At 55.2% G+C, this 23,979-nt stretch carries 18 protein-coding genes and 1 other RNA gene; 15 read left to right on the top strand and 4 right to left on the bottom strand.

Annotated elements, in window-relative coordinates:
- The first annotated feature begins 143 nt into the window (after positions 1–143).
- Genes JUF11_RS06830 through JUF11_RS06790 form a run of 9 tightly spaced genes read left to right on the top strand, consistent with a single transcriptional unit; the run spans position 144 to position 14,848 of the window.
- A complete protein-coding gene (locus JUF11_RS06830) occupies positions 144–3,665 on the top strand; it encodes a PD-(D/E)XK nuclease family protein (protein ID WP_204118925.1) in 3,522 nt (1,173 codons plus the stop codon).
- A complete protein-coding gene (gene addA / locus JUF11_RS06825) occupies positions 3,658–7,287 on the top strand; it encodes a helicase-exonuclease AddAB subunit AddA (RefSeq protein ID WP_204118924.1) in 3,630 nt (1,209 codons plus the stop codon). Before JUF11_RS06830 ends, addA begins: the two co-directional genes overlap by 8 nt.
- A gap of 30 nt (positions 7,288–7,317) precedes the next feature.
- The gene (locus JUF11_RS06820; protein ID WP_204118923.1) at positions 7,318–10,083 is read left to right on the top strand and encodes a helicase C-terminal domain-containing protein; all 2,766 of its coding nucleotides are present in this window, start codon (positions 7,318–7,320) and stop codon (positions 10,081–10,083) included.
- Complete coding sequence (locus JUF11_RS06815; protein ID WP_204118922.1) at positions 10,073–10,561, top strand: cell wall elongation regulator TseB-like domain-containing protein; 489 nt, start codon at positions 10,073–10,075, stop codon at positions 10,559–10,561. The genes JUF11_RS06820 and JUF11_RS06815 overlap by 11 nt, the downstream gene beginning before the upstream one ends.
- A gap of 21 nt (positions 10,562–10,582) precedes the next feature.
- Positions 10,583–11,761, top strand: coding sequence for a pyridoxal phosphate-dependent aminotransferase (locus tag JUF11_RS06810; RefSeq protein WP_204118921.1), 1,179 nt, complete (start codon positions 10,583–10,585; stop codon positions 11,759–11,761).
- 13 nt (positions 11,762–11,774) lie between these two features.
- Entirely contained in the window at positions 11,775–13,073 is a 1,299-nt protein-coding gene (asnS, locus tag JUF11_RS06805) for an asparagine--tRNA ligase (protein WP_204118920.1), read from the top strand.
- Between the two features lie 52 nt (positions 13,074–13,125).
- Positions 13,126–13,737: a DnaD domain-containing protein gene (locus JUF11_RS06800; RefSeq protein ID WP_204118919.1), complete on the top strand. Its 612-nt coding sequence runs from the start codon at positions 13,126–13,128 to the stop codon at positions 13,735–13,737.
- Positions 13,738–13,739: 2 nt separating this feature from the next.
- Positions 13,740–14,393: an endonuclease III domain-containing protein gene (locus JUF11_RS06795; protein WP_204118979.1), complete on the top strand. Its 654-nt coding sequence runs from the start codon at positions 13,740–13,742 to the stop codon at positions 14,391–14,393.
- Positions 14,390–14,848 (top strand): deoxycytidylate deaminase, encoded by a 459-nt coding sequence (locus tag JUF11_RS06790; protein ID WP_204118918.1) that lies wholly within the window; start codon positions 14,390–14,392, stop codon positions 14,846–14,848. Before JUF11_RS06795 ends, JUF11_RS06790 begins: the two co-directional genes overlap by 4 nt.
- Before the next feature lie 73 nt (positions 14,849–14,921).
- Here the strand turns inward: JUF11_RS06790 and JUF11_RS06785 are convergent, their stop codons facing one another.
- Both JUF11_RS06785 and recU read right to left on the bottom strand, forming a co-directional pair.
- Entirely contained in the window at positions 14,922–17,264 is a 2,343-nt protein-coding gene (locus JUF11_RS06785; RefSeq protein WP_204118917.1) for a transglycosylase domain-containing protein, read from the bottom strand.
- Positions 17,257–17,871, bottom strand: a complete 615-nt coding sequence (gene recU, locus JUF11_RS06780; protein ID WP_125579029.1) for a Holliday junction resolvase RecU — start codon at positions 17,869–17,871, stop codon at positions 17,257–17,259. The genes JUF11_RS06785 and recU overlap by 8 nt, the downstream gene beginning before the upstream one ends.
- Before the next feature lie 73 nt (positions 17,872–17,944).
- Here recU and JUF11_RS06775 point away from each other — a divergent pair, with 73 nt between their 5' ends.
- The 6 genes from JUF11_RS06775 to JUF11_RS06750 all read left to right on the top strand — a co-directional run bounded on the left by JUF11_RS06775 (position 17,945) and on the right by JUF11_RS06750 (position 21,864).
- Positions 17,945–18,517 (top strand): SLOG family protein, encoded by a 573-nt coding sequence (locus JUF11_RS06775; RefSeq protein WP_204118978.1) that lies wholly within the window; start codon positions 17,945–17,947, stop codon positions 18,515–18,517.
- Between the two features lie 52 nt (positions 18,518–18,569).
- Complete coding sequence (gene gpsB / locus JUF11_RS06770) at positions 18,570–18,965, top strand: cell division regulator GpsB (protein ID WP_125579028.1); 396 nt, start codon at positions 18,570–18,572, stop codon at positions 18,963–18,965.
- Between the two features lie 12 nt (positions 18,966–18,977).
- An RNA gene (gene rnpB / locus JUF11_RS06765) (RNase P RNA component class B) lies at positions 18,978–19,335 on the top strand.
- 123 nt (positions 19,336–19,458) lie between these two features.
- Positions 19,459–20,592 (top strand): THUMP domain-containing class I SAM-dependent RNA methyltransferase, encoded by a 1,134-nt coding sequence (locus JUF11_RS06760; RefSeq protein ID WP_204118916.1) that lies wholly within the window; start codon positions 19,459–19,461, stop codon positions 20,590–20,592.
- 165 nt (positions 20,593–20,757) lie between these two features.
- Complete coding sequence (locus JUF11_RS06755) at positions 20,758–21,084, top strand: PadR family transcriptional regulator (protein ID WP_204118915.1); 327 nt, start codon at positions 20,758–20,760, stop codon at positions 21,082–21,084.
- A gap of 3 nt (positions 21,085–21,087) precedes the next feature.
- The gene (locus JUF11_RS06750) at positions 21,088–21,864 is read left to right on the top strand and encodes a hypothetical protein (protein ID WP_204118914.1); all 777 of its coding nucleotides are present in this window, start codon (positions 21,088–21,090) and stop codon (positions 21,862–21,864) included.
- A 101-nt stretch (positions 21,865–21,965) separates the two neighbouring features.
- Here the strand turns inward: JUF11_RS06750 and trpA are convergent, their stop codons facing one another.
- Together trpA and trpB are read right to left on the bottom strand one after the other, a co-directional pair.
- Positions 21,966–22,736, bottom strand: coding sequence for a tryptophan synthase subunit alpha (gene trpA / locus JUF11_RS06745; protein ID WP_204118913.1), 771 nt, complete (start codon positions 22,734–22,736; stop codon positions 21,966–21,968).
- A 19-nt stretch (positions 22,737–22,755) separates the two neighbouring features.
- Complete coding sequence (trpB, locus tag JUF11_RS06740) at positions 22,756–23,973, bottom strand: tryptophan synthase subunit beta (protein ID WP_204118912.1); 1,218 nt, start codon at positions 23,971–23,973, stop codon at positions 22,756–22,758.
- Positions 23,974–23,979 lie beyond the last annotated feature (6 nt).

Raw genomic sequence — 23,979 nt, 5'->3', positions numbered from 1 at the left:
CAGGCCGCCAAAAGCGTAGAAAGCAGCGCCAGCTAATCTTTAGCAGTTTTGCAAAGTTTTGTCGGCAAACTGAGCGGCGGCGTTTTGCCACGCGGCGGATATGCTAAACTAGAAACCAGAATAACGAAAGGAAGTGCATCAGCGTGAGCTTACAATTTGTCCTTGGCACCGCCGCCGCTGATCATCCCCAGATCATGGTTGAACGGATTCGAACGGATCTGGACCAAGGGCGGGAAGTGTTCTACTTGGTGCCGAATCACATTAAGTTCGAAACCGAAGTGACGCTGCTGCAGCGCCTGCGCGAACAAGCCGGTGCCTATGCCCAGATGCAAGTGCAGGTGCTGTCATTTACTCGGCTAGCCTGGTACTTCCTGAAAAACCAAGCCATTTACCAAAAACCACGCCTAGACCGGGCCAGCAATACCATGCTGGTGGCAAAGTTGCTGGGGGAAATGCTCCAAGACGACCAGCAGCGCCAGCAGTTGCGCCTGTTCGCCGGCTCGGCGGGGCATGCCGGCTTTGCGCTACAACTGGCGGATCAGCTGGCAGAGCTGCAAACCGGCCGTATCACAGCGGAGACGCTGGCGGCCGTGACCAGTGTCCTCCCAGCTGAAGCGCCAGAACGCCAAAAGTTCAGCGAACTGCAGCTGATCATGGCGGCCTATGAACAAGCTGCCGCGCCTTACGTCACCGAACCGACGCTGCTGGCCGCTTTGGCTGATGAGCTGGGCCAGCGCGATTTGAGTCGCACCAGCTTTTATTTGAATCACTTTAACGACTTATCGGCCAGTGAATTTTACTTGGTCCAAACCTTGCTTCAAGCCGGGGCCAAGGTAACGGTGGCCTTGCTGCTGGATCAAGCCGGTGCCGAGAAGATGCCGCAGCCGCCAGCCTTATTTCTGCCAGCGGCGAAATTGTACTATCGGCTGCGCCACGCCGCGCAGCAGAGCCAGGCCGCAATGCTGCCGAATATCTTTGCCCCTAAACGTCAGCTTTCGTCAGCGCTGCAGGCGGTGGATTCATTTTGGCAAAGCGAAGCCGCCAATGGCACCGGGGCGTTAAAGACCCCAAAGGCCGGCCTCACGCTGGCCAAGGCGAGCGAACCCTATACGGAATTGCGGGCGGTCGCCAAGCAAATCGTGCAGGCAGTGCACCAAGGCGCCCGGTATCGAGATTTTCTAATTATCGCGCGGCATCTTGATCCTTATCGGCCGTATTTGGCGCCAGTGTTTGAAGAGCAAAAACTGCCGGTGTTTATTGATATCGAGCAGCCGATGCAAAGCCATCCCTTGATTGCCTTAATTGAGAGTTTGTTTGCGATTCAGCAACATCATTATCAATACGAAGACATGATGCGCCTGCTCAAAACTGAATTGCTGATTCCCGCTGACATGCCGGTAGCTGATTTCCGCGCTGCGCTCGATGTGCTGGATAACCACTTGCTGCGCACCGGCCTTACCGGCAGCCGCTGGCTGGATGGGCAACCCTGGCAATATTTCCGCCGCCAAGCCGACGATGAAGGCACCACCGATGATGAGAAAACGACGCAAATCAACGCGCTAAAAGCCTTTGTGGCCGCGCAGCTACCACCACTCTTTGATGCGCTAAATAACGCCACTGACGGCCAAGCCGCTGCTAAAGGGCTATACGAATGGCTGGTCGCTGCCGGGGTGCCAACTCGGCTTGCAACCTGGCGCGACGAAGCCGTGGCGGCTGGCGACTTAAGCTTAGCCACTGCTGGTGAGCAAGCCTGGCAGACCTTTGTGGGGCTCCTCGATGATTACGTCGCCATTTTAGGTACCGCACCTTTTGCCTTGGATCAGTTCAGTGATTTACTGGCAGCAGGGTTTGCCGGCGCCACTTACACGCAAATTCCTTCGACGCTGGACCAGGTCACCGTTTCTGAAACTGGCCTGACTAGGCTCTCGCGCTATCGCCATGTCTTCGTGATAGGCGCCATCAGCACCGTGATGCCCGATACGCCAGGGGACTTTCCGGTGCTGACCGCCAGCGACCGGCAAGTGCTAGCCGACCACCTTGGTCCTGATGCCTTTTTGGCGGATTCAGGCACTCAGGCGGCGTTAGGTGATCCGTTCCTGAACTATGTGGCGATGATGGCCGGCAGTGAAAGTTTGACCATGAGTTATCCGGTGTATGAAGCCGATGCCAATAATGCCTCGCCTTATCTCACCCAAATGCAAAAGCGGCTGCATCTGCCGCTCACGAGTTGGCCGGCCGTGTCGCTGGCCACAGCGGTGCAGGAGGCGGCTGGCAGTGCTCGCAGTATGCTCAGCGATTACGTCGTGGTGGCCCGCGAAGCCGCCGCCGCGAAGACGCCACTGACCGCAAAGGACGCCTGGGGCCAAGTGCTAGCCCAAATCAAAACCATCCCTGGCTTGCGCGACCTGGCCTTTCGCCTTGAAGGGGCGACCACGCACCAAGGTGTCGGCCGCCTCGCGCCAGAGCTGGCCAGTCAGCTGTATTCCAGTCACATGAATGTTTCGATTTCCCAACTGGAGCGCTACTACAGCAACCCCTTTGAGTACTTTCTGCGCTACGGCTTGAAACTGACGAAGCGACCAGAATTCGAGCTCACGCCAGCGGATACCGGTTCGCTTTACCACTGGGTGCTCGATCAACTGATGCGCCAGCTGAAGGCGCAGGGCCAGGCGCTGACGGCGTTAAGTGATGCCCAGCTGCAACAGATGATAGCCACCTTGGTGGCGCAACTGACAGGTGAGCCGGGCTATGAAATTCTCACGACCAGCGCCCATATGCGCTTTGTGCAGGCGCAAATCACCGCCATGCTCACGACCAACGCCGCTGCGATTCGCGGCCAACAGCAACGCTCGGCATTTCGGCCGCAAGCGACAGAAGTAGTCTTTGGCCGCATTGGCCAGCATGACGGCCTGAAGGGCCTGGTGCTGCCACTTGACGCTCAGCATCAAATCACCGTCAGCGGTCGCATCGACCGCTTGGATACCGCCACGATTGCAGGGACGCCTTATTTTGTGGTGGTCGATTACAAGTCCTCAGCGCATGATTTTGATCCGCTGGCGGCTTATTACGGCAAGGCGATGCAACTGCTGACGTACATTGATGCGGTGGCTAATGCCGAATCCATGGCTGGCTTGAAGCCAGCGGGAGCCCAATATTTCCGGTTACATCAGCCGCGCCTGAAGTATGAAAAAACCACCGACTTGCCGCTGGATCTCTTGAAAGACTTCAAGATGGCTGGCTTATTGGTGTTGCCTGATGACGAAGCCGCAGCCACTGCGTTGACGGCCGCCTTTGACCAAAGTCTGGCGGCCGGCGAAAACTCGGCGTTGGTGGCATTAGGGCTTAAAAAAGATGGCAGCTTGACCAAGGAGCGCGCTGGTAAGCTCAGCAAACGCTTATCGCCAGCTGGCTTGCAGCTGATGGTCCAGCATAATCGCCATTTGATTGTGCAAGCCGCGCAGCAAATTATGGCGGGGAACATTGATTTAGCACCGCTGCAGTTCAAGCAGGAAAGCACCGTCATTACCAATAGCGATTATCAAAGCATTATGTTGTTTGATCCGGCCACTGGCTTTGACCGCTATCACCATGTGGCGCCGCTGGATCAGGCGACCTTGGAACAGAAACTGCGCGCAGAAGCAGAAGGGAGCAAAGGCGATGAGTGATCAATTAACCCCAGCCCAGCTGGAAGCAGCCACGGTGAGTGGGGCCGACATTTTGGTCTCCGCCAGTGCCGGCAGTGGGAAGACAAAGGTACTGGTCGATCGCATTGTGCGTCAGGTGGTGGCAGGGGCCGATTTGACCCGGATGCTGATTGCGACCTTCACCAAAGCCGCGACGGCGGAAATGAAACTGCGCATTCAAAATAAACTCAAGGCGCGCCTGAACGATGAAACCCAGCCGCTGACGCCGGAGCAACGGCGTCACTTAAGCGCCCAGGTGGCGTTAGCCAATGCGGCGCCAATCATGACCCTCGATGCCTTTTCCCTGCAAGTGGTGCAGCGGTACTACTATGTGATTGATCTGGATCCGGCGTTTCGGATGATGACCGATGATACCGAGCGCCTGATGCTACAAACCCGCGTCTGGGAAGATCTGCGGGAGAATTTTTATACCGGCGAGCATGCGGCCGCGTTTGAAGCGTTAGCGACTAACTTTGCCACCAGCAGTGACCCTGCAGCCTTGCAAGACGTCGTGTTTGAAATTTATCGGTTTGCTATGACCACCCCTGATCCTGTGGCTTGGCTGAATCAATTGCCGGCCGCTTACACCAGTGAGGCGGCTTTGATGAAAGCCCTGTGGCCAAGTGCCCAAACCAGTTTGCGGGCGGCTGAAGCTGAGCTGCTTGAAGCGCAGGCGACACTGTCCGCACCCGAGCTGGCCAAAGTCGCCGCCAATGTAGCAACCAGCCTCGCCGCGGTGCAGTCGGCGCTGGCGTTAGAGCAGCCCAGCTATGAGGCGGCTTGGTCCGCACTCACGACGATTGTCTTTGACCGCTGGCCTGGGGGCAAATTTGACCCTGAATTGAAGGCGGCTAAAGATGCCGCCAAAGCTCAGCGCGACTTGGCCAAAGCTACGGTGGCGCCACTGCAAGAAATTTTTGCGATTAAACCTGCTGACTTGAAGCAGGCGATGCCGCAGGTGCAGCAGCTGATGGCAACCCTGCAGTTGGTGAGCCTGGAATTTTACCATGCCCTGGCAGCTGAAAAGCGGCGCCAGCAAGTCCAGGATTTTGGCGACATTGCGCAAAACGCTTTGAAGATTCTTAACGCGCCTGATCCTAGCGCCGAACCTGGTAGTGACCGGACTGTCGGCGCGGTGTACCGCGCTCAATTCGACGCAGTAATGGTCGATGAGTATCAGGATATTAATCAACTGCAGGAAGCCGTGCTGACCGCGGTTAGTCAGGACCAACCTGGCAACCGCTTCATGGTGGGGGATGCCAAGCAAAGTATCTATGGCTTCCGCTTGGCTGATCCGCAGCTGTTTTTGGCGAAGTATCGCCGCTTTGGCCAAGGCGATGCCACCGGTAAGCGGGTGATATTGAATCAAAACTTCCGCTCGTCACAAAATGTGCTCGCTTTTAACAATCTGGTGTTTAGTCAGATTATGGACCGGGCCGTGGGGCAAATCGATTACACCGAAAAAGAAGCCTTGAAACCGGGACCGCTGTTTCCAGAAGACCAGCTGCGGCCGACTGAGTTCTTGATTCACGAAACCGGTACGGCAGCAACCAGCGAGGACGACCAGGAAGAACCTAGCCCGGAAAAAGCCGCGGCGGAGGCGCAAATGGTGATTGCCCGCATTCAGGAGTTGGTCAATGATCCCACGGAAACCTTGTATCAACGTGACCCTGATGGCACTGGGCACCAGCGCCGCATTCGCTATCAAGATATCACACTGTTGACCCGGTCCCGGAGCAACAACATCGCCCTGCAAACCGCTTTTGCTCAAGCTGGGGTGCCGATTGTGATTGCCGACGCCCAGAATTACTTCAAAACCACGGAACTGATGGTGATGCTGGCCTTACTACGGGTGATTGATAATCCGCGGCAGGAGATCCCCCTGACTGCGGTGTTGCGTTCTCCGCTGGTGGGCTTGTCCGCCGATCAGTTGGCACTGATTCGCCTGACCCAAGATGGCCCTTATGATGAAGCCGTGCAAGCTTTTGCTACGGCAACTGGCGGCACCGCCTTTAAGCAACAAACCCGCGCCAAGTTGCAAGCCTTTTTACAGCAGCTGGCAGAATTGCGCGATTTTGCCCGGGAGCATGAGCTCAGTGCCTTGATCTGGCACATTTACGAGGTGACCGGGTATCTGGACTACGTGGGCGGCCAGCCTGGGGGCTTACAGCGCCAAGCCAACTTGCGGGCCTTAGCCGCCCGCGCCGCCAGCTACGAAAGTGGCGGCTTCAAAGGCTTGTTTGCCTTTATTCATTTCATTGAAACCATGCAAAAGCAAGACAAGGATCTGGCGATGCCAGTGACCTTGGCGCCGGATGTCAATGCGGTGTCTTTGATGACCATTCACGGCAGCAAAGGGCTGGAATTCCCGATTGTCTTTTTGATGAGCACTGATAAGCAATTCAACAAGCAAGATTTACGGCGACCATTTATCTTGACCCAAGCGGTCGCAGGCGTGAAGTGGCTGGATGAAAGTAGCCATGAGGTGTATAGTTTGCCGCAATGGCAACTGGCCAAATTGGCGAAAAATCGCCAGCTGTTGGCGGAAGAAATGCGGCTGCTCTATGTGGCACTAACCCGCGCTGAACAGCAGCTGTTCATCGTCGGCAGCGGTGAAAGTCAGGAGAAACTCGAAACGCACTGGGCCCAGCTCGCGACCAGTGAGGCGCATTTGCTGCCGGAAAGTGTCCGCGCCGGTGCCGGCTGCATGCTCGACTGGCTGGGCATGGCAATTGCCCGCACCGGTGTCCTTGATGAAGCCCCCAGCCTGCCGGACTTGAACCAGTATGAAAAGGCCGGCATCAGGCTGAAATTTGTCGCTCAGCCGCAGGTGTCAACCAGCGCGGAAGCCGCGAAACCGGTGACGCAGCCGCCGTTAGATTTAGATTTAACGGCCTGGTTTGACTATCAGTATCCTTACGCGCAAACCGCTAACACCACCGGGTTTCAAAGTGTGTCTGAAATCAAGCGCGCCTTTGAGGATCCTGACACGGTGGAACTGGTTGAATCAGGGCGGCAGCTTGGCGGCAATCGCCTGACCGGTGACTTTGCCGCCCCGGCCTTCATGGCAACCGGTAGCAAGGTCCCGGCCACTGTGATCGGCTCGGCGGCGCATTTGGTGCTGCAAATGCAGCCTTTAACGGGTACGCTGGATGAAGCGGCGCTATCCCACACTATCGAGCATCTCGTGACCAATGGCAGTTTACCAGCGGCAGTCGCCAAGCAGATTCCTTTGGCCGAGCTGGTGCGCTTTTACCAGACGCCGCTCGGGCAAGCGCTACAAGCGAATGCGGCGACGGTGCATCGGGAAGCGCCATTTTCGCTACTGATGCCGGCAGACCAACTGTTTACCGATTTGGCGCAGGAACCAGGCAGTGATATTCTGATTCACGGGGTGATTGACGGGTATTACGAAACTGCTAACGGCATCGTGCTGTTTGATTATAAGACGGACCATATCGGCAACCAGCAGGCCAAAGTGGTGGCCCGCTATCAGCCGCAGCTCAATCTCTATGCGAAGGCGCTGGCCTTGGCGACTGGCAAAAAGGTTATCCAGAAGCTGTTGGTGCTGCTAGAGACCGGCCAAGTGGTGACGCTGGATTAACCAACAACAAAAGCCGAAAGGAGGGCAGGCATGGATTCGCAAACAACTTACGCTGTGATTGACTTGGAAACCACAGGCACAGAAATCAATGGCAGCGACCGCATTATTCAATTCGGTTGCGCCTTAATCAAAAATGGGACCCTGATTCAAACCCGGTCGCAGCTGATCAATCCTGACCGGCCTGTCCCCCAGGCGATTCAAACCTTAACTGGCATCACCCCAGGGCGGCTGGTGGCAGCGCCGTATTTCGCAGATGTGGCCGCCAGCATTACCCGGCTCCTGCAAGGCACTGTGATTGTGGCGCATAATGTCAATTTTGATTATCCGTTCCTAGCCGCGGAACTGGTCCGCGCTGGGCAGCCCGCCTTGGCGCAGCCAGGGGTTGATACCGTTGAAATGGCGCAGATACTGCTGCCCACTCAAGCCAGCTTCCGGTTGCAGGATTTGACGGCGGCGTTGGGCATTACCCATGACCATCCGCACCGCGCCGACAGTGATGCCATTAGCACTGGTCATTTGCTGATGCGCCTGGGCGCGCGCTTTGCGGCGCTGCCAACCGCGACGCAGCATGAACTGCTGAAATTTGCCGGCAGCCTGCCGAAGCAAACCGGTGACTTTTTGGCGGCCCATGCCACTGCCCCCAAGCCCTTAACCCCCGAGCAAATGGCGGTGGGGCGTTTTGTCCTAAAGCGGCCGCAACCGAGTGCTGGCGAGCAAGTCGTACCAACGTATCCGGCAACGTTGGCCGCCAAGCGCCAGCTGCTGAAGCCGCGGTTTAAGGTGCGCACCCAGCAAGCCAAGATGATGGATGCCATTTATGAAAATAGCACCAGCACTCATCAGCCACTTTTGATTGAAGCCGGCACCGGCTTAGGCAAAACGCTGGGCTATCTGTTGCCTTACGCGTACGTGACCAGCACCAGCCATAAACTGGTGGTCAGCGCGGCGACCACGGTGTTGGAACGCCAAATCGCCACGGAATCGCTGCCGCAGGTGCGTGCGCTCACTGGCTTGGCGCTACCAGCGGTGGTGCTTAAAAGCGCCCGCCATTACCTTGACCTAGGGAAGTTCGCGGCTAGTTTGGGGCTGAAGCATCCCAATCATCAAACCCGGCTCCTGCAAATGCGCTTGATGGTATGGCTGACGCAAACCACCACTGGCGATTTGGCTGAGCTGCAACTGACCACCTACACCGCGCCACTATTTGCCCGCATCCGCGCGACTGGCCGGCCGACCCAAGGCATTTATCAGTCGGCCGACTTCTACCAACGGCTGCAAAACCAAGTCAAAACGGCACAAGTGGTGATCACGAACCACGCCTTTTTGGCCCGGCACATCACCGATTTGCCGCTGCGCCACAAGCCTTACCTCGTGGTGGATGAGGCCCAGCACTTTGCGGCGGCGTTTGCCGAAGCCAACTCGCATGAATTAGGCCTCGCCAAGCTCAAGCGGCGGCTTGGTCAATTGCAGACCTTTATTCAAGGCCGCAAAGAAACTGGCCTCATGACCTTGTTTGCTGACGCCCCAGCGACCCTGTATCAGCTGAATCGAACCTTGGCGGCCATCAATACCGCCACCGACCAAATTGCCGCGCTCCAGCAGGTGGTTTATCATCATTGTGGCCAGCCAGCGCCGCGGGTGGTTGAACGTCCGCTTACAGCCGCTGAACGGCAGTGGCTACTACCGACATTGCAAACGGCGCTGCCGCCGCTTTTGACCACCGCCGCCAGCGTGCTGGCCCCGATGCAAGGGGTGCTTGCGGAGTATGAAGCCGATCCGGAACGCTATTTGGCCAGTGAGGCAGCGCTGTTTCAGGGGCTGGATGGGCTAACCGCCGCGCTGGCCAATCAGCTGACGCGGCTGAAGGGTATCGATTTAGCCGCTTTGGCCCAAGCGCCAGTGGTCACCAGCTTGATTCTAGGCGGCGGGGGCCCGGCAACTTTGAGCATTAACTGGCAACGCTTTGATGCGAGCCACATCATTCAAAAGCAGCTGACAGTTTTTGATGCCCCAGTATTCACCGGCGCGACGTTAACCGTTAATCGCAGTTTCGACTACCTAACCCAGCAGCTTGGCCTGCCGGCAGCCACGCCAGCTTTGCGGCTGCGCAGTCCTTTTCATTACAAGCTGCAAGCCCAGTTTCTGGTGGCAGAAGATGCGCCGAATGCCCGAGAGTTGAGTGAAGGCGCCTATGCGGATTACCTCGCAAACGCCATTGCGCAGCTGGCGGCGACTCCGCATCAAACCTTGGTGTTGTTCAATTCTCTCCGAATGATCAGCCTGGTTTATCAGCGGCTGATCAATCAGCTGCCGGAGCATGAACTGTTGGCACAGGGGGTGACCGGTTCAGCAGAAAAAATCGCCAAGCGGTTTGCCCTCAGCACCGACAGCGTCTTGTTAGGGGCGGCGAGCTTTTTTGAAGGCATCGACTATCCGCAGAAGCAACTAGAGCAAGTCATTCTGACCCGGCTGCCTTTTGACTCACCCGCCAGTCCCACGGTGCAGGCACGAGCGGCGGCGCTCAAAGCGCGCGGGGAAGATGCCTTTGCGGCTGATTTGCTGCCCAAAGCTACGATTCGGTTTCGCCAAAGTTTTGGCCGGCTGATTCGCACCGAGCATGACCGCGGGGTGTTTGTGGTGCTGGATCCCCGATTGCTCACCACGCCTTACGGACGCCAAATGGCGAAGAGCTTGCCTAATCTCAAGCCCAAGGCCTTGCCGCTGGCAGATCTTACGCCGCTCGCCCATGACTTTTTGGAACATCGTTTAATAAAGGAGACAGAACATGCGCAGTGAACGGTCCGCGTTTAGAAAAATTATCGGCCCCGCCTTGGCGCTGGCCATCTTAGCCATCATCATCGGCGTCTGGGTGCGGGCGCTTAGTCCCTTGCACCAGGTTCGCAGCCAGGCCATTCGCATCGCCAAGCAAAGCGGTGGTATCAAAACCGTCTCCGCGTTTTACTGGAATAAGCAAGACGAAAGCTATCTGACGGTGGCCGGCACCACGGCTAAACAGCAGCGCCGCTTTGTGGTGATTCGGCAAAAAACTGGTAAAGTGCGCGTCGTGGCGCAAAAAGACGGCATCAGCAAGAATACCGCGGTTGACCAGGCCAAGTCGACTTATCATCCCAAGAAAATTTTGGCAGTGGGCATGCGCTACCGGGCAAAGAAATTTGTTTGGGATATTGGTTACGAGACAAATTCTGGTAAACTGGGGTATGTGACGTACGATTTTGAAACTGGCGAACAAGTTGCCTCGATTCGCAACCTGTGACCGAAAAAAAGGAGCGATAAGATGCATCTGGCAAAGCGCATTATCGATGTGGCCCCATCTGCGACCTTAGCCATCAGCAACATGGCCAAGCAGATGAAGGCGCAAGGCGAGGACGTGATTGATTTATCCATCGGTCAGCCTGACTTTCAAACGCCTGAATTTATCGATACCGCCGCGATTGCGGCCATCAAAAGCGGGCAGGCGAGCTTCTACACGGCGGCCACTGGCATCACCGCGCTGAAAACCGCCATTGCGGATCATGTCGCGGCGCAAAGTCCGGTGCATTATCAGCCCAACCAGATTGTGGTCACCACCGGCGCGAAATTAGCGCTGTACGCTTTGTTCCAGGTGCTACTGGATCCCGGCGAGGAAGTGCTGACGCCGCTCCCAGGGTGGGTGTCGTATGTTGAGCAAATCAAACTGGCTGGCGGGGTGCCGCGGGCGGTGCAACCTAGCACCGACTTCAAGGTCACTGTTGATGACCTCGAGCAGCAGCGCACCGCCAAAACCCGGGCGGTCATCATCAACTCGCCGCAAAATCCTAGTGGGGCGGTGTACTCACGGGAAGAGCTGACCTTGATTGGGAACTGGGCGCTGAAACATGATCTCTTGGTGGTCAGTGATGAAATCTATCGCGACTTGATGTTTAACGGCGCGCCTTACACCTCGATGATCGATATCGATCCGCAGATCACCGCCAATACCGTGCTGATAGGCGGGGTCTCCAAGAGTTTTGCGATGACTGGCTGGCGAATCGGTTTTGCCGCCGGCCCAGAAAAGCTCATGGCCGCGATGGGGAAGCTGCTCGGCCATGCCACCGGTAATCCGACGGCAGTTAGTCAGTATGCCGCTTTGGCGGCTTACACCGGCGACGGCACCAGCGTTGAAACCATGCGGCAGGCCTTTGAACACCGGTTGAATGTGATTTTTCCGTTGCTGCAAAAGGTGCCAGGCTTCACGCTGGCGCACAAGCCGGCAGGGGCGTTTTACCTGTTCCCGAATGTCAAGCGGGCAGCGACCTTGACCCACTACAGCAGTGTGGATGAGTTCATCGCGGCGCTGCCGGCGGAAACTGGCGTGGCGCTGGTGCCAGGGCGGGCATTTGGCCTACCAGATCATGCGCGGCTGAGTTACGCCGCGGCGGAGGAGGACCTGGTTGAAGGGATTCGCCGCATTAGTCAATTTGTTGGTAATAATTAGTAAGGGGTAAACCATGACACAAGAAATTCGCATTGCAGAAGCAAAGAACCATGTGAACGAAGAAGTCAAAATCGGGGCCTGGCTGACCGACAAGCGCTCCAGCGGGAAGATTGCCTTCCTGCAGTTGCGCGATGGCTCGGCCTTTTTCCAAGGCGTCGTGCTGAAGAATCAGGTCTCAGAAGAAGTCTTCCAAACCGCTAAGGAACTGCGGCAGGAAACCAGCATGTACATCACCGGCGAAATTCACGAGGACAGCCGCAGTCATTTCGGTTATGAAATTGAAGTTCACAACATCGAAGTCGTTGGCACCTCTGAAGATTATCCGATTACGCCTAAAGAACATGGCATCGAGTTTCTGCTGGACCACCGCCACTTGTGGCTGCGCAGCAAGCGCCAGTTTGCCATTCAACAGATTCGTAATGAAATGGCCCGCGCGACTTATGAATTCTTCAATAAGGAAGGCTTCATCAAAATGGATCCGCCGATTCTCACTGGCAGCGCCCCAGAAGGCACCACGGAGCTGTTTGAAACGGATTATTTTGACCAAAAAGCTTACCTGAGCCAGTCCGGCCAGTTGTACGCTGAGGCCGGCGCCATGGCTTATGGCAAAGTCTTCACGTTCGGTCCCGTCTTCCGCGCCGAAAAGAGTAAAACCCGTCGCCACCTGACCGAATTCTGGATGATTGAGCCGGAAATGGCCTTCACGCATCAAGAAGAAAGCCTCAAGGTGCAGGAAAACTACATTGCCTTCCTGGTGCAGTCGGTGCTGGACAATTGTGCGTATGACCTGAAGATTTTGGATCGCGATCCCGAAATCCTGAAACGTTATACCAAGACGCCATTCCCGCGCATTCGCTATGACAAGGCGATTGAAATGCTGCAAGGCGCCGGCTATGACGTCAAGTGGGGCGATGACTTAGGCTCACCGGAAGAAACTTACCTGTCCGAACAATTCGAACAGCCGGTGTTCGTGCTGAACTACCCGAAGGCCATCAAGCCGTTTTACATGCTACCAGAAGAAGGTCGCGACGATACCTATGTCTGTGCCGATCTGCTGGCCCCAGAAGGTTACGGCGAAATCATTGGCGGCTCCGAACGTGAAGTCGACTACGATAAGCTGAAAGCCGCGATTGAAGCCAAAGGGCTGGATCTGGATGAATACGAATGGTACTTAGACTTGCGCAAGTATGGCAGTGTGCCGCATGCCGGCTTTGGGTTAGGCTTTGAACGGGCCATCACCTGGATCTGCCACTTGGATCACCTGCGCGAAGCCATTCCGTTCCCACGCATGATCACGCGCCTCAAGCCGTGATTCACTTACTGTCGGCCATCTGGCTGGCAGTTTTTTGGTCAGGAGGGTAATGATGTCTGATTCTTTAGCAGCTTATTTGCAAAATGGGCAAACCACTTTTTCCCAAGCGTTGTTCGACCATTTCGCCCAAAGCGCGCTGACCCAGCGCGAATTTGTGGTGTACTTATTTCTGGCGGCCTGGGCCCAGCACCACCAGGAGGCTCCGGCGCTGGATCAACTGGCGCAAAGCACCAAGCTCGGCAAGCAAGATCTCTACACGGTGATCGAAACCTTGATTCAGAAAAAAGCGATTGCGCTGGTGCAAACTCGCGACAGTCACGGCCGCAGTGTCGATCAATATGACGTCACGCCGCTGTTGAAGCAGTTGCTGACGAGCACACCCACTCAGGCCAAGCCCGAGGCCCAAGGCGGCCAGCAAATCTTCAGCCAAATTGAAGTCGAATTCGGCCGGCCGCTGTCGCCGATTGAGCAGCAAACCATCAACGACTGGCTCACTGTCGATCATTACGATCCGGCGCTGATCAAGTTGGCGCTGCGCGAAGCCGTGCTCAACCAGGCATATTCCTTGCGCTACATGGACCGGATTTTGCTGAACTGGGAAAAGCGCCACCTGACGACGCCAGCGCAAGTGCAGGCGGAACAAGAAAGGCACTTAGGCCTATGAAAATGACCAAAGCGCAAAGCGTGGCGCTGCTGAACTTGGTGATTGAAACTTATCCCGACGCTCAGCCAACGCTGAACGCTGATAATCCTTTTGAGATTCTGGTGGCGGTGATGCTATCAGCGCAAACCACCGATGTCGCAGTCAACGCCTGCACGCCGGCCTTATTTCAGGCGTATCCAACGCCAGCCGCCATGGCGGCGGCGCCGCTTGCGGCGATCGAAGCCAAAATTGACCGGCTCGGGTTGTATCACAACAAAGCCAAGTACCTCAAAGCCTTATCCCAACGCCTAGTCGATACCTATGACGGGCAAGTGCCAGCCGACCGGAAAGCCTTGATCAGTCTCCCTGGCGTCGGGCAGAAAACCGCCACGGTGGTGCTCACTGATGCTTTCAACGTCCCTGGCGTCGCGGTGGATACCCATGTCAGCCGTATCATCAAGGGCTTTGGGCTGGCGCCAGTCAGTGCGACCCCGGCGCAAATTCAAACTCGGCTTGAGGCGTTGATGCCGCCGAGCACTTGGATCAATTTGCATCGTGCCTTGATCAGGCTGGGCCGTGAATGGTTGACGGCCCGTCAGCCGCACTTGCCCGACACCCCGCAGTGGCAAGCCTTTGCGCCGTATTATCAGCCTTTGCAGAAGGAGGAAGTCAAATGACCGATCAAATTATGCCTTCAACGCGCCACCAAACGCGCGAATCTTGGGATCGTTACTTCATGACCTTAGCGACCACCGTAGCGGCTCGCTCCACTTGTGAACGGGCGACAGTGGGGGCACTGTTGGTGTTGGACCACCGCATCATCGCCACCGGTTACAATGGCAGTATTGCCGGCGATCCCCACTGCGATGACGCCGGCCATCTGATGCGCGACGGTCATTGCATCCGCACTTTGCACGCCGAAATGAATGCGATTTTGCAATGTGCGGAAAATGGGGTGTCGACTCGTGGCGCGGCTGTGTATGTGACTTTCTTCCCGTGTCTGAACTGCACCAAAGCGTTGATCCAAGCGGGTATCAAACAGGTATACTTTGGCGCTGATTACAACAATGATCCGTATGCGATTGAGCTGCTGCAGGCCCATCACGTGACGGTGCAGCAAGTCTCGCTTTGACTTTAGAATGTAACAACATGAAAATGCCCCAGGATTCGAAACCGAATCCTGGGGCTTTCGTTATGTCAAATCTTTACTGTTTCGTGTTGGTTTCGCCTTGGGTATTGTCTCCGGTGCCACCGCCACCAGCTCCGGCACCACCACCAGTACCGGTGTTAGGGGACGAGGTTGTCGCGTTCGAGCCACCTGTGTCAGATGGGGTCGATGGCTCTGTAGTAGTGGGGCTAGAAGACGATGCATCGACACTCGAACTGCTGCTGGAACTACTCGAGCTGCTGGAACTGGAACTTGAACTCGAGGAGGAACTTGACGAGCTGTCCGCCACGGCTTGCTTGGTCGTTGGGCCATAGCCTTTGACGTACAATTCGCGCGTGGTGCCGGCGGTATTGCCGGTGACCGCGGTGCCTGGGTTACTACCGGAGAGAATGTGTTCCGCCAAGACGGTCGAAGGTTTCTTCCAATCCTTTTGGCCCACGTTTTCTTCATCGGCGAGGTAGCCCATCATCGCCTTGTAAATCTTTTGGGCGATTAGGTTCGAGCCAGAGCCCAGGCCATTCGTCAGTGGTTTATCGTAACCGGTCCACACCGAGATAACGCGTTCTTTCGTGTAACCAGTGAACCAGATATCCTTCGCTAAGCCAGAGAGGGCAGAATTGTGCTGAAGGTCGGTATCAGCATAATCCGTGGTCCCGGTTTTACCGGCTTCGTTGATGCCAGAGACCTTGGCATAAACCCCGGTACCATCAGTCAGGACGCCTTTGAGCATATCCGTAATCATATAGGCGGTGCTGGCTTTCATGGCGCGGGTGCCGGTTTCATCGAAGGTCGTGGTGTGACCATCGGAATCAACCACTTTCCGCACGTAAGTCGGCTTGTAGTAAGTCCCGCCATTGGCAAAGGCCCCATACGCTGCGGCTTCTTGTTCGGTGGTGACCGGCGCGCCAATCGCGCTGGACCAGTGGTTGCCATCCACCTTGCTGAGGTCGATGCCGAGGCCCTTCAGGAAGTTCAAGCCGCGACTGAGGCCAACCTTCTCGAGGGTTTGGACCGCCACGGTGTTCCGCGAATCGGTCAAGGCTTTGCGGATTGAAATCCGGCCCAAGTACTTTTTGTCGATGTTGTAAACCGAAGTCGTGGTGCCTGGGTAGACCGTCGGTTGATCGACCATTTGCTGATAGGTGGACCAGTTCAGGTACTCAATGGCCGGGGCATAATCCAGCATTGGCTTCATCGTGGAGCCGTTACTGCGCTGGTTTTCCGTGGCGCGGTTATACGCTAGCCGCACGTCACCAGTCTTGCGGCCGCCGACTTGGGCCACCACGCGCCCGGTGTTCGGGTTAGTAATGGTGATGGCGGTTTGCAGCTGATCATTCGGGAAGTTGATATATTCATCAGAATTGACAATCTGGTAGAGTTTCTTTTGCGCCTTCATGTCAATGTTGGTGTAGATCTTGAGGTTTTGGCTGTAAGGATTGGCGTTCATCTTCTTTTTGACTTCTTTGATCACTGAGGTCAAATAGGAATCAGTTTCCTTATCCACGGCTGAATCCGTGGTTTGGGCCTTTTGCGTGACGAGGCCTTGGGTGATGGGTTCCTTTTCCGCCGCCGTAGCCTGGGCCTGGCTGATTTTCTTGTTCGCCACCATGGCTTTCAAGACTTCATTACGGCGATTCAGAGCAGCTTCTGGGTGGTTATAGGGATTGTAACCCACTGGTGATTGCGGCAAACCGGCAATCAGCGCTGTTTGGGCCAAGTCAAGCTGGTTTAGGCTCTTGCCGTAATAGTACTTGGCGGCGGTGCCCATGCCCACTTGCGCATTATCCATGTAGACTTTGTTGATGTAGAATTCCAAAATCTGTTCTTTACTGAATTTCTGTTCCAGCTTGACCGCAAGCCAAGCTTCTTGGGCCTTCCGCTTCAGGGTCTGGTCAGAGGCCTTGGTGGAGAAAACCGACAGCTTGATCAGCTGCTGGGTGAGGGTAGAGCCCCCTTGAATGCCATTGGAATTGCCGGTGATTTTACCGATGACGTTGCGGGTAAAGGCGCCGACAATGCGAATCGGATCAATGCCCCAACGTTCCTGATAAAAGCGACGGTCTTCGATCGACACCACGGCGTCTTTGAGTTGTTGCGGAATTTGACTAGCAGAGACATAGCTCCGATTTTCAACCCCGAGACTCATGAACTGATTGCCGCTGGCATCATAGACGGTACTACCGCCGCCAGCTTTCAATTCAGTTTCTGTGACTTTCGGAGCCGAGCTGGCATAGTAGGCGAACAGCGAGCCGCCGCCGATAAGTACAACCAGCACCGCGATTAAAATGGCCTTAATGGTCGTCAGCCACCAGCGGCGCTTTTTCTTTGCTTTCGGCTTGGGGGCCCGCCGCCGGGCCATTCGGGATGGCGTATTAGGCATGGTGATTTCCTCTCTTCATCTGGATTAATTGATCGACGCCTTCTAAATAGGGAATCAGGGGCTGTAACTTCGGATGCAGCTCAATCCCATGGGCTTCAATTTCACTTAACGGAATCGATTTGCGCCCAGCATTTTGCGCCTCGTCCCAGCAGCGTTTCAAGTCGCTGGCAGGGTAGATGAACAAGCGCTCAAGGCTAACGAAGCGGATCAAGGCAAAACAGATACCGCCTTGCGCTAGGCACGCGGTTAAATGCGCAATTTGATGAGCGTGGAAGTTCTTCAACGGAAAACTGCGCTTGTTTTTGGTTTCTTTGGCATCAAAGTCCAAGTAATACCCGCGATAAACCCCGTTATAATCCGTCGTCGAAGGGGTTTTGAAGTAGGCTTCTCGAATCACCGCTTGGCTGCGGGCGGGGTAGTCGACCTTGACGATTTGCAGCGGGGTGGGCTTTTTGTACACCACAGCCTGCTGGGTTTGGCGATAGTATTGATTGCTTTGATTGAGCTCATCTTCCAAGGTCATGCCGCGGCCGCCGTAGTTGACGGGTTCACGGCTCGATTGCGCCTTGGCTTGGTATGGCTTACCATTGGGGTAATGAATTGGCATAGACTCACGCTCCTGTGGCTATTATAACAATTTGAACAGCCTGCGCCTAATTTTAGAAAGAAGGAAGAAGATGCTGGCAAGACTTTGGCTGACCGGCTACCGGGCCTGGGAAGTAAACGCTTACGGCGATCAAGATCCCAAAATCACAGTGATTAAGTATACGTTAAAAAATGCGTTGCGCCCGCTGATTGAAGACGGCTTGGAATGGGTCATCACTGGCGGCGAGCTTGGCGTTGAGCAGTGGGGCGCCGCCGCGGCGCTGGAGCTGAAAGCGGCGTATCCGCAGCTGCAAGTGGCGATGATGCTACCGTTCGGTGATTTTGGTCATCAGTGGAACGAGGCCAATCAGACGAAGCTGCAAACGCTGGCGGCTCAGGTCGACTTTTCCCAGGCGACTTCCAGTGGCCCGTATGAATCGCCGGCCCAGCTGTCTGGCTACACCCGTTTCATGGCGCAACATACCGACGGCGCATTGATGCTGTATGATCTGGATTTTGAAGGCAAGCCCAAATTTGCCTATCAAGCCGCGCTGGCTGAGCAAGCCCGCCGCGAGTATCCTTTGACCTTGATCACCATGCCAGATTTGGAAGAATCAGCCCGGGACTACGCCGAAAACCAGGCAAATGAGCATTTTCAAAGCGATTAGGCTATGCTATACTAAACGAAGCGTGTTTAGCTGGTAAATGAGGTGTGCTGGAATGGATAACAATAACGATGCAACATTCAACATTCAACTTGACCCCAAGGCCATTTTGGATAAGAGTTTCAAGAAAGCCATGCGCGGCTATGATCCCGACGAGGTTGATGAATTCCTCGATCAAGTGATCAAGGATTATGAGAGCTACAATGCCGAACTGGACCGGTTGAATGAGGATAATGCGCGGCTGCGCAGCCGCGTGGATGAACTCACCAAGCAGCTGTCAGTTTCTAAGAGCATCGCTGGTAGCACGCCGCAACAACCAAGTGCCAGTGCCACCAACTACGACATCCTCAAGCGGCTGTCGAATTTGGAACGGCACGTCTTTGGGAGCAAGCTCTCTGAGCAATCGCAGCCTCAAGGCGAGTCACACTCTTCTGGCATCGATCAATATTAAACCCAATTTGCAGTCCTTGAGTAATCGCGCCTGGCTATTGTCAGGTGAGGAAAGTCCATGCCCGCACAAGCTGTGATGCTTGTAGTGTTCGTGTCAGGCCCAATAAGCCTGAGTACCTTCGGGTAACGGCGACTAAAAGCGCTAAAACTTCGGTCACGCGTGATTAAGTCTGAAAGTGCCACAGAGACGATGCCCTTGAGAAATCAAGGGATTGGAACGGGTAAACCCCGCGAGCGAGTAACCCAAACTTTGGTAGGGGCGCAAGGCCTAGGGAACTGAACCGATGGCCCTAACAGCGTAAGCTGAGATAGATGATTACTGAAGGCTGGATGGCCTGACATCCAGCTGGAACAAAACATGGCTTATAGAGGGCTGCAAACAGGCACGGCTCGGGGAGACCCGGGCTGTTTTTTTGCGAAAATTCACCAGCGGTCATGACAGGCTCAGGTCGCTGGGTTAAGATGAAGAAAACACGGAACACATGGAGGCCAATATGCAATACAAATTACTTGCCACGATGGCGTCAGGCCTAGAAGCCCTGACCGCGCGCGAAGTGCAAGCGCTGGGCTATGAGGAGCGCACCGATAACGGCAAAGTCTATTTTGAAGGCGACGAAACTGCCATCGCCAAAGCCAATGTCTGGCTGCGCACTGCCGACCGGGTGAAGATCATTGTCGGTCAATTCACCGCCACCACCTTTGATGAGTTGTTCGAAGGGGTAAAGGCCTTGCCTTGGGATCATTACCTGCCGCTGGATGCTGAATTCCCAGTGGCTGGGCGCAGTGTGCGCTCCAAGCTGCACTCGGAACCTGACGTGCAAGCCATCACGAAGAAAGCCATCGTCGACAAGTTAGCGACCGTTTACCACCGCCACGGCCGCTTGGCGGAAACCGGCAAAACGTATCCACTGGAAGTCTCTATTTTGCGGGATGTGGCCACCTTGACCATCGACACCACGGGTCCCAGCCTCTTCAAGCGCGGCTACCGGATTGCCAAAGGGGAAGCCCCGCTGAAGGAAAACTTTGCCGCAGCGCTGGTGATGCTGACGAACTGGCATCCGGATATGCCGTTTGTCGATCCAACCACTGGGTCGGGTACTATTCCAATTGAAGCGGCGATGATTGGGCTTAACCTGGCCCCTGGGATGCAGCGCCATTTTGCCTTTGAAGATTTCGCCTTTATGGACCCTGAAATTCTCCAGCAGGTGAAAGATGAGGCGATGGATCAAGCCGATTTTGACCGGGAACTCGATATCCAAGGCTTTGACCTGAATCCGCAAATGATTGAAATCGCCAAGGAAAACGCCAAGCAAGCCGGCCTGAGCCAGGCCATTCGCTTCAAGCAGGTGGCAGTCAAGGATAATCAGCTGACCGCCCCGCGCGGCGTAATCGTTTCTAACCCGCCTTACGGGAAACGCCTCGGCGAACTAGATGCCGCCCGCCAGCTGTACAAGGAAATGGGCGAGGTCTACCGGCCGCTGACCGGCTGGAGCAAGTACATTTTGACCGCCGATTTGGAATTTGAAAAAGCTTACGGCGCCAAAGCCACGAAGCGCCGGAAGTTGTATAACGGGACGATTCGCACCGATTACTTCCAGTACTGGGCGAAGCGGGCACCACGTCAATAGCGCTTTATGGAGCACCGATCGCTTACCAAGTCTGTATGGTAAGCGGCCGGTGCTTTGTTTCATCCTGAAAGACCCGCTATTCGTGATCAAATTTACACTTCCTTGCTTGACAAGATAGTTGAACAGCGAGCATACTTGCTAGGCAAGGTAGTCAGGAGGGGCGTCATGCGCAAACTACCATCTCAACTATTGAAGGGGTCATTGGAAGGGGCGCTGCTGCAAATCCTGGCCGGCCAGGAGTCTTATCCTTATGAGATTCATCAGGCTCTCGTGACTGCCGGTTTTGGTGAAATTGCAGCCGGGACAATTTATCCATTGCTGCTGAAATTAGAACGAAGTGGCCAAATCCAGGGCGAAAAGCGCGATTCCCCTAACGGCGGTCCGCCGCGCAAGTACTATCATCTATTGCCGGCAGGACTGGCGGCGTTGGCTGATTTTAAGGCAGACTGGGCACAACTAGAGGCTGCCATGCATCAACTCGGAGGAAGATAAAGTATGGGCGCAACGCTATTACCGCGTAATCAAGACTATTTTGACCGGCTTAAGACCTATGTCACTGAGGCCATTGGCGTCGATACGACTGCTGCTGTCGATATGCTAGCCGAAATTCACGCGGATTTACTGCAAGCACAAGCGGACGGCATTGATGCGGTCGATTACTTTGGCCAAGATCCCAAAACCATTGGTGATCAACTCGTCAAAAACCTACCACACTGGAAGCGCAAATCCTGGGTCTTATACGCGACGGTAGCATGGCTCCTTTCGTTTTTCTTCATCACCTGGCGCCATATTTCCCTGCATGGACGTCTTGTGCCTTTGGGATCAGCGGCAGTGCTTGCAGCAGCACTGCCAATCCTTGTTTTGGTGGCCATGGAAATGTTTCGCCGCGGTGTATTTCATCGCAGAAAGGTTCGTGATGCCAGCATCGTGCTTATCGTTGTCGTCCAGTTAGTGCTTCAACCGCTCAGCGACCTGATGCCTAAGTTTGGCCGGGTATGGGTGCCCAAGCCGTTAATTATCGTGATTGGTTTGGGCCTGATGTTCCTTCTGCTTGGCCTTGGCATGTGGCTGGGCATGCATTCATGGTTCATCGCTGGCATGATTGCGATTTTTGCCACGCTGTTCGCCGTCCCGGCAATTGATATGCTCGATAACTTACCGGGAATTTCAGGCCAGCTATTAATACCTAGCCTATTTGTTGGTAATATTCTCCTCATTCGCATCGGTGAAACCTTGTTACCCAAAAAATGGCAAGCACCGGAAACCAAATAAGGCCACGATTCACTCAAAGCCGCGATGTCATTCATAACACTAAAACAACCACGTCAGCTGGCGTGGTTGTTTTAGTACCCTTGATGGTTGGGAATGACTGACTAGGCCAACGCCGCTTTCATCTCCGCGGTATACTTTCCAATCGCGGCCGCCGCGGCGGTGCCGTGCTGCGCCGCCAGCTCGACAATCGCTGAGCCAACAATAATGCCATCTGCGAACTGCGAAAGCGCCTTGGCCTGCGCTGGCGTGTGAATGCCAAAGCCCAGCGCTGCTGGCACCTCGGTGTACTCTTTGATCTGGGCGAAAAGGGCGGATAGCCGATGATCGAATTCATCGCGTTCACCCGTGATGCCTTGCGTGCTGACCACATAGATGAACCCTTCAGCGGCTTTGGCCAAGGCTGGTACGCGGTCACCGGAATTCAGCGTAATCAACATAATCAAATCTAAGCCGCACTTTTGCGTGAAGGGCCGAATTTCACCTTGCTCCTCAAAGGGCAAGTCGGGAATGACCAAACCGTTGACGCCTAACGCCTGACACTGGGCGCAAAAACGGTCATAACCATACTTGAATGGCACGTTGGCGTAGGTCAAAAAGACGATGGGGGTTTGAATTTGCTCCCGGGCGGCCTTCACAATGCCAAAAATCTTGTCGACGGTGATGCCGCCTTCAAAGGCGCGCAAATCACCGGCCTGTATCACTGTGCCATCGGCAACCGGATCGGAAAAGGGAATGCCCAGCTCGATGATATCCGCGCCAGCTTTCGCCATGGCGAGGATATTATTTAAGGTGCTGGTTTCATCGGGATCGCCGGCGACGATGAAGGGAATGAAAGCTTTACCGGATGTGAATGCGTCTGTTAATTTACTCATGATGATTTTCCTTCCTGAACTAGTCTTCATTCAGTTCAATGCCGCGATACTTGGCAATCGAAGCCACGTCTTTGTCGCCGCGCCCAGAGAGGGTGCAGATGATGACTTGATTCTTGCTCAGGGTCGGGGCGAGCTTTTGCACTTCGGCGACCGCGTGGCAACTTTCAATCGCGGCAATGATGCCTTCCTGCTTGGCGATATATTCGAAGGCATCAACCGCCTCGTCATCAGTAATCGGCACGTACTTGGCCCGGCCTTCATCCATCAAGGCGACATGCTCTGGCCCAACGCCAGGGTAGTCGAGCCCCGCGGAAATAGAATAAACGGAATCGATTTGCCCGTCATGGTTTTGCAAGAAACGGGATTTCATGCCATGGAAAATCCCGGTTGAGCCAAGCGCCATGGTGGCAGCCGTTTGCTTCGTGGTGATGCCTTTACCGGCGGCTTCACAGCCAATCAGATGCACGCTGGGGTCTTTGATGTATTCGGCAAAGCTGCCGATCGCATTGCTGCCGCCGCCGACACAAGCCACGACATAATCCGGCAGCTGGCCAATCGCGTCTTGCAACTGGGCCTTGGATTCTTTGCTGATGACACTTTGAAAATCATGCACCATCGCCGGGAAGGGATGTGGTCCAACCGCCGAGCCCATCACGTAGAACGTATCGTCGCTGCGGGCAGCATAGTTTTGCAGCGCCGCATTCACGGCGTCCTTGAGCACCATCGAGCCGCTGGTCACCGCGTTCACTTTGGCGCCAAGCAGCTCCATGCGGTAGACATTCAGGCGCTGGCGGTCGGTATCCATTTTGCCCATGAAAATTTCACATTCCATGCCGAACAAGGCAGCGATGGTGGCGGTGGCGACGCCATGTTGCCCGGCGCCGGTTTCAGCAATCAGGCGGGTTTTGCCCATCCGCTTGGCGAGCAAGGCCTGGCCGATAACATTGTTGATTTTATGGGCGCCAGTATGGTTGAGATCTTCCCGCTTGAGGTAGATTTGCGCGCCGCCGAGATCTGCCGTCATGTTCTTGGCGTAATACAACAGGGAAGGTCGGCCGGCGTATTCCCGCAGCAAAGTGTGAAACTCATTCAAAAAATCAGGGTCGTCCTTGTACTTGGCGTATGCTGCCGCAACACGGTTGATTTCCGGCATCAAGACTTCAGGGAGATATTGGCCGCCGTAATCAAGATAACGGCCAGCTTGCATTGCAGTTTCAGGATCGTAGTTTTTTGTCATGATAAA

It is taken from the genome of Lacticaseibacillus suilingensis, assembly GCF_016861845.1.
Taxonomy (GTDB): Bacteria; Bacillota; Bacilli; order Lactobacillales; family Lactobacillaceae; genus Lacticaseibacillus; species Lacticaseibacillus suilingensis.
This window is presented reverse-complemented; position numbering and strand designations above follow the sequence as displayed.

What these genes read in the sequence shown, in the direction of transcription:
- addA (WP_204118924.1), top strand. Translation starts at nt 3,658, where the DNA reads ATGAGTGATCAATTAACCCCAGCCCAGCTGGAAGCAGCCACGGTGAGT.
- JUF11_RS06820 (WP_204118923.1), top strand. Translation starts at nt 7,318, where the DNA reads ATGGATTCGCAAACAACTTACGCTGTGATTGACTTGGAAACCACAGGC.
- JUF11_RS06815 (WP_204118922.1), top strand. Translation starts at nt 10,073, where the DNA reads ATGCGCAGTGAACGGTCCGCGTTTAGAAAAATTATCGGCCCCGCCTTG.
- JUF11_RS06810 (WP_204118921.1), top strand. Translation starts at nt 10,583, where the DNA reads ATGCATCTGGCAAAGCGCATTATCGATGTGGCCCCATCTGCGACCTTA.
- asnS (WP_204118920.1), top strand. Translation starts at nt 11,775, where the DNA reads ATGACACAAGAAATTCGCATTGCAGAAGCAAAGAACCATGTGAACGAA.
- JUF11_RS06800 (WP_204118919.1), top strand. Translation starts at nt 13,126, where the DNA reads ATGTCTGATTCTTTAGCAGCTTATTTGCAAAATGGGCAAACCACTTTT.
- JUF11_RS06795 (WP_204118979.1), top strand. Translation starts at nt 13,740, where the DNA reads ATGACCAAAGCGCAAAGCGTGGCGCTGCTGAACTTGGTGATTGAAACT.
- JUF11_RS06790 (WP_204118918.1), top strand. Translation starts at nt 14,390, where the DNA reads ATGACCGATCAAATTATGCCTTCAACGCGCCACCAAACGCGCGAATCT.
- JUF11_RS06785 (WP_204118917.1), bottom strand. Translation starts at nt 17,264, where the DNA reads ATGCCTAATACGCCATCCCGAATGGCCCGGCGGCGGGCCCCCAAGCCG.
- recU (WP_125579029.1), bottom strand. Translation starts at nt 17,871, where the DNA reads ATGCCAATTCATTACCCCAATGGTAAGCCATACCAAGCCAAGGCGCAA.
- gpsB (WP_125579028.1), top strand. Translation starts at nt 18,570, where the DNA reads ATGGATAACAATAACGATGCAACATTCAACATTCAACTTGACCCCAAG.
- JUF11_RS06760 (WP_204118916.1), top strand. Translation starts at nt 19,459, where the DNA reads ATGCAATACAAATTACTTGCCACGATGGCGTCAGGCCTAGAAGCCCTG.
- JUF11_RS06755 (WP_204118915.1), top strand. Translation starts at nt 20,758, where the DNA reads ATGCGCAAACTACCATCTCAACTATTGAAGGGGTCATTGGAAGGGGCG.
- JUF11_RS06750 (WP_204118914.1), top strand. Translation starts at nt 21,088, where the DNA reads ATGGGCGCAACGCTATTACCGCGTAATCAAGACTATTTTGACCGGCTT.
- trpA (WP_204118913.1), bottom strand. Translation starts at nt 22,736, where the DNA reads ATGAGTAAATTAACAGACGCATTCACATCCGGTAAAGCTTTCATTCCC.
- trpB (WP_204118912.1), bottom strand. Translation starts at nt 23,973, where the DNA reads ATGACAAAAAACTACGATCCTGAAACTGCAATGCAAGCTGGCCGTTAT.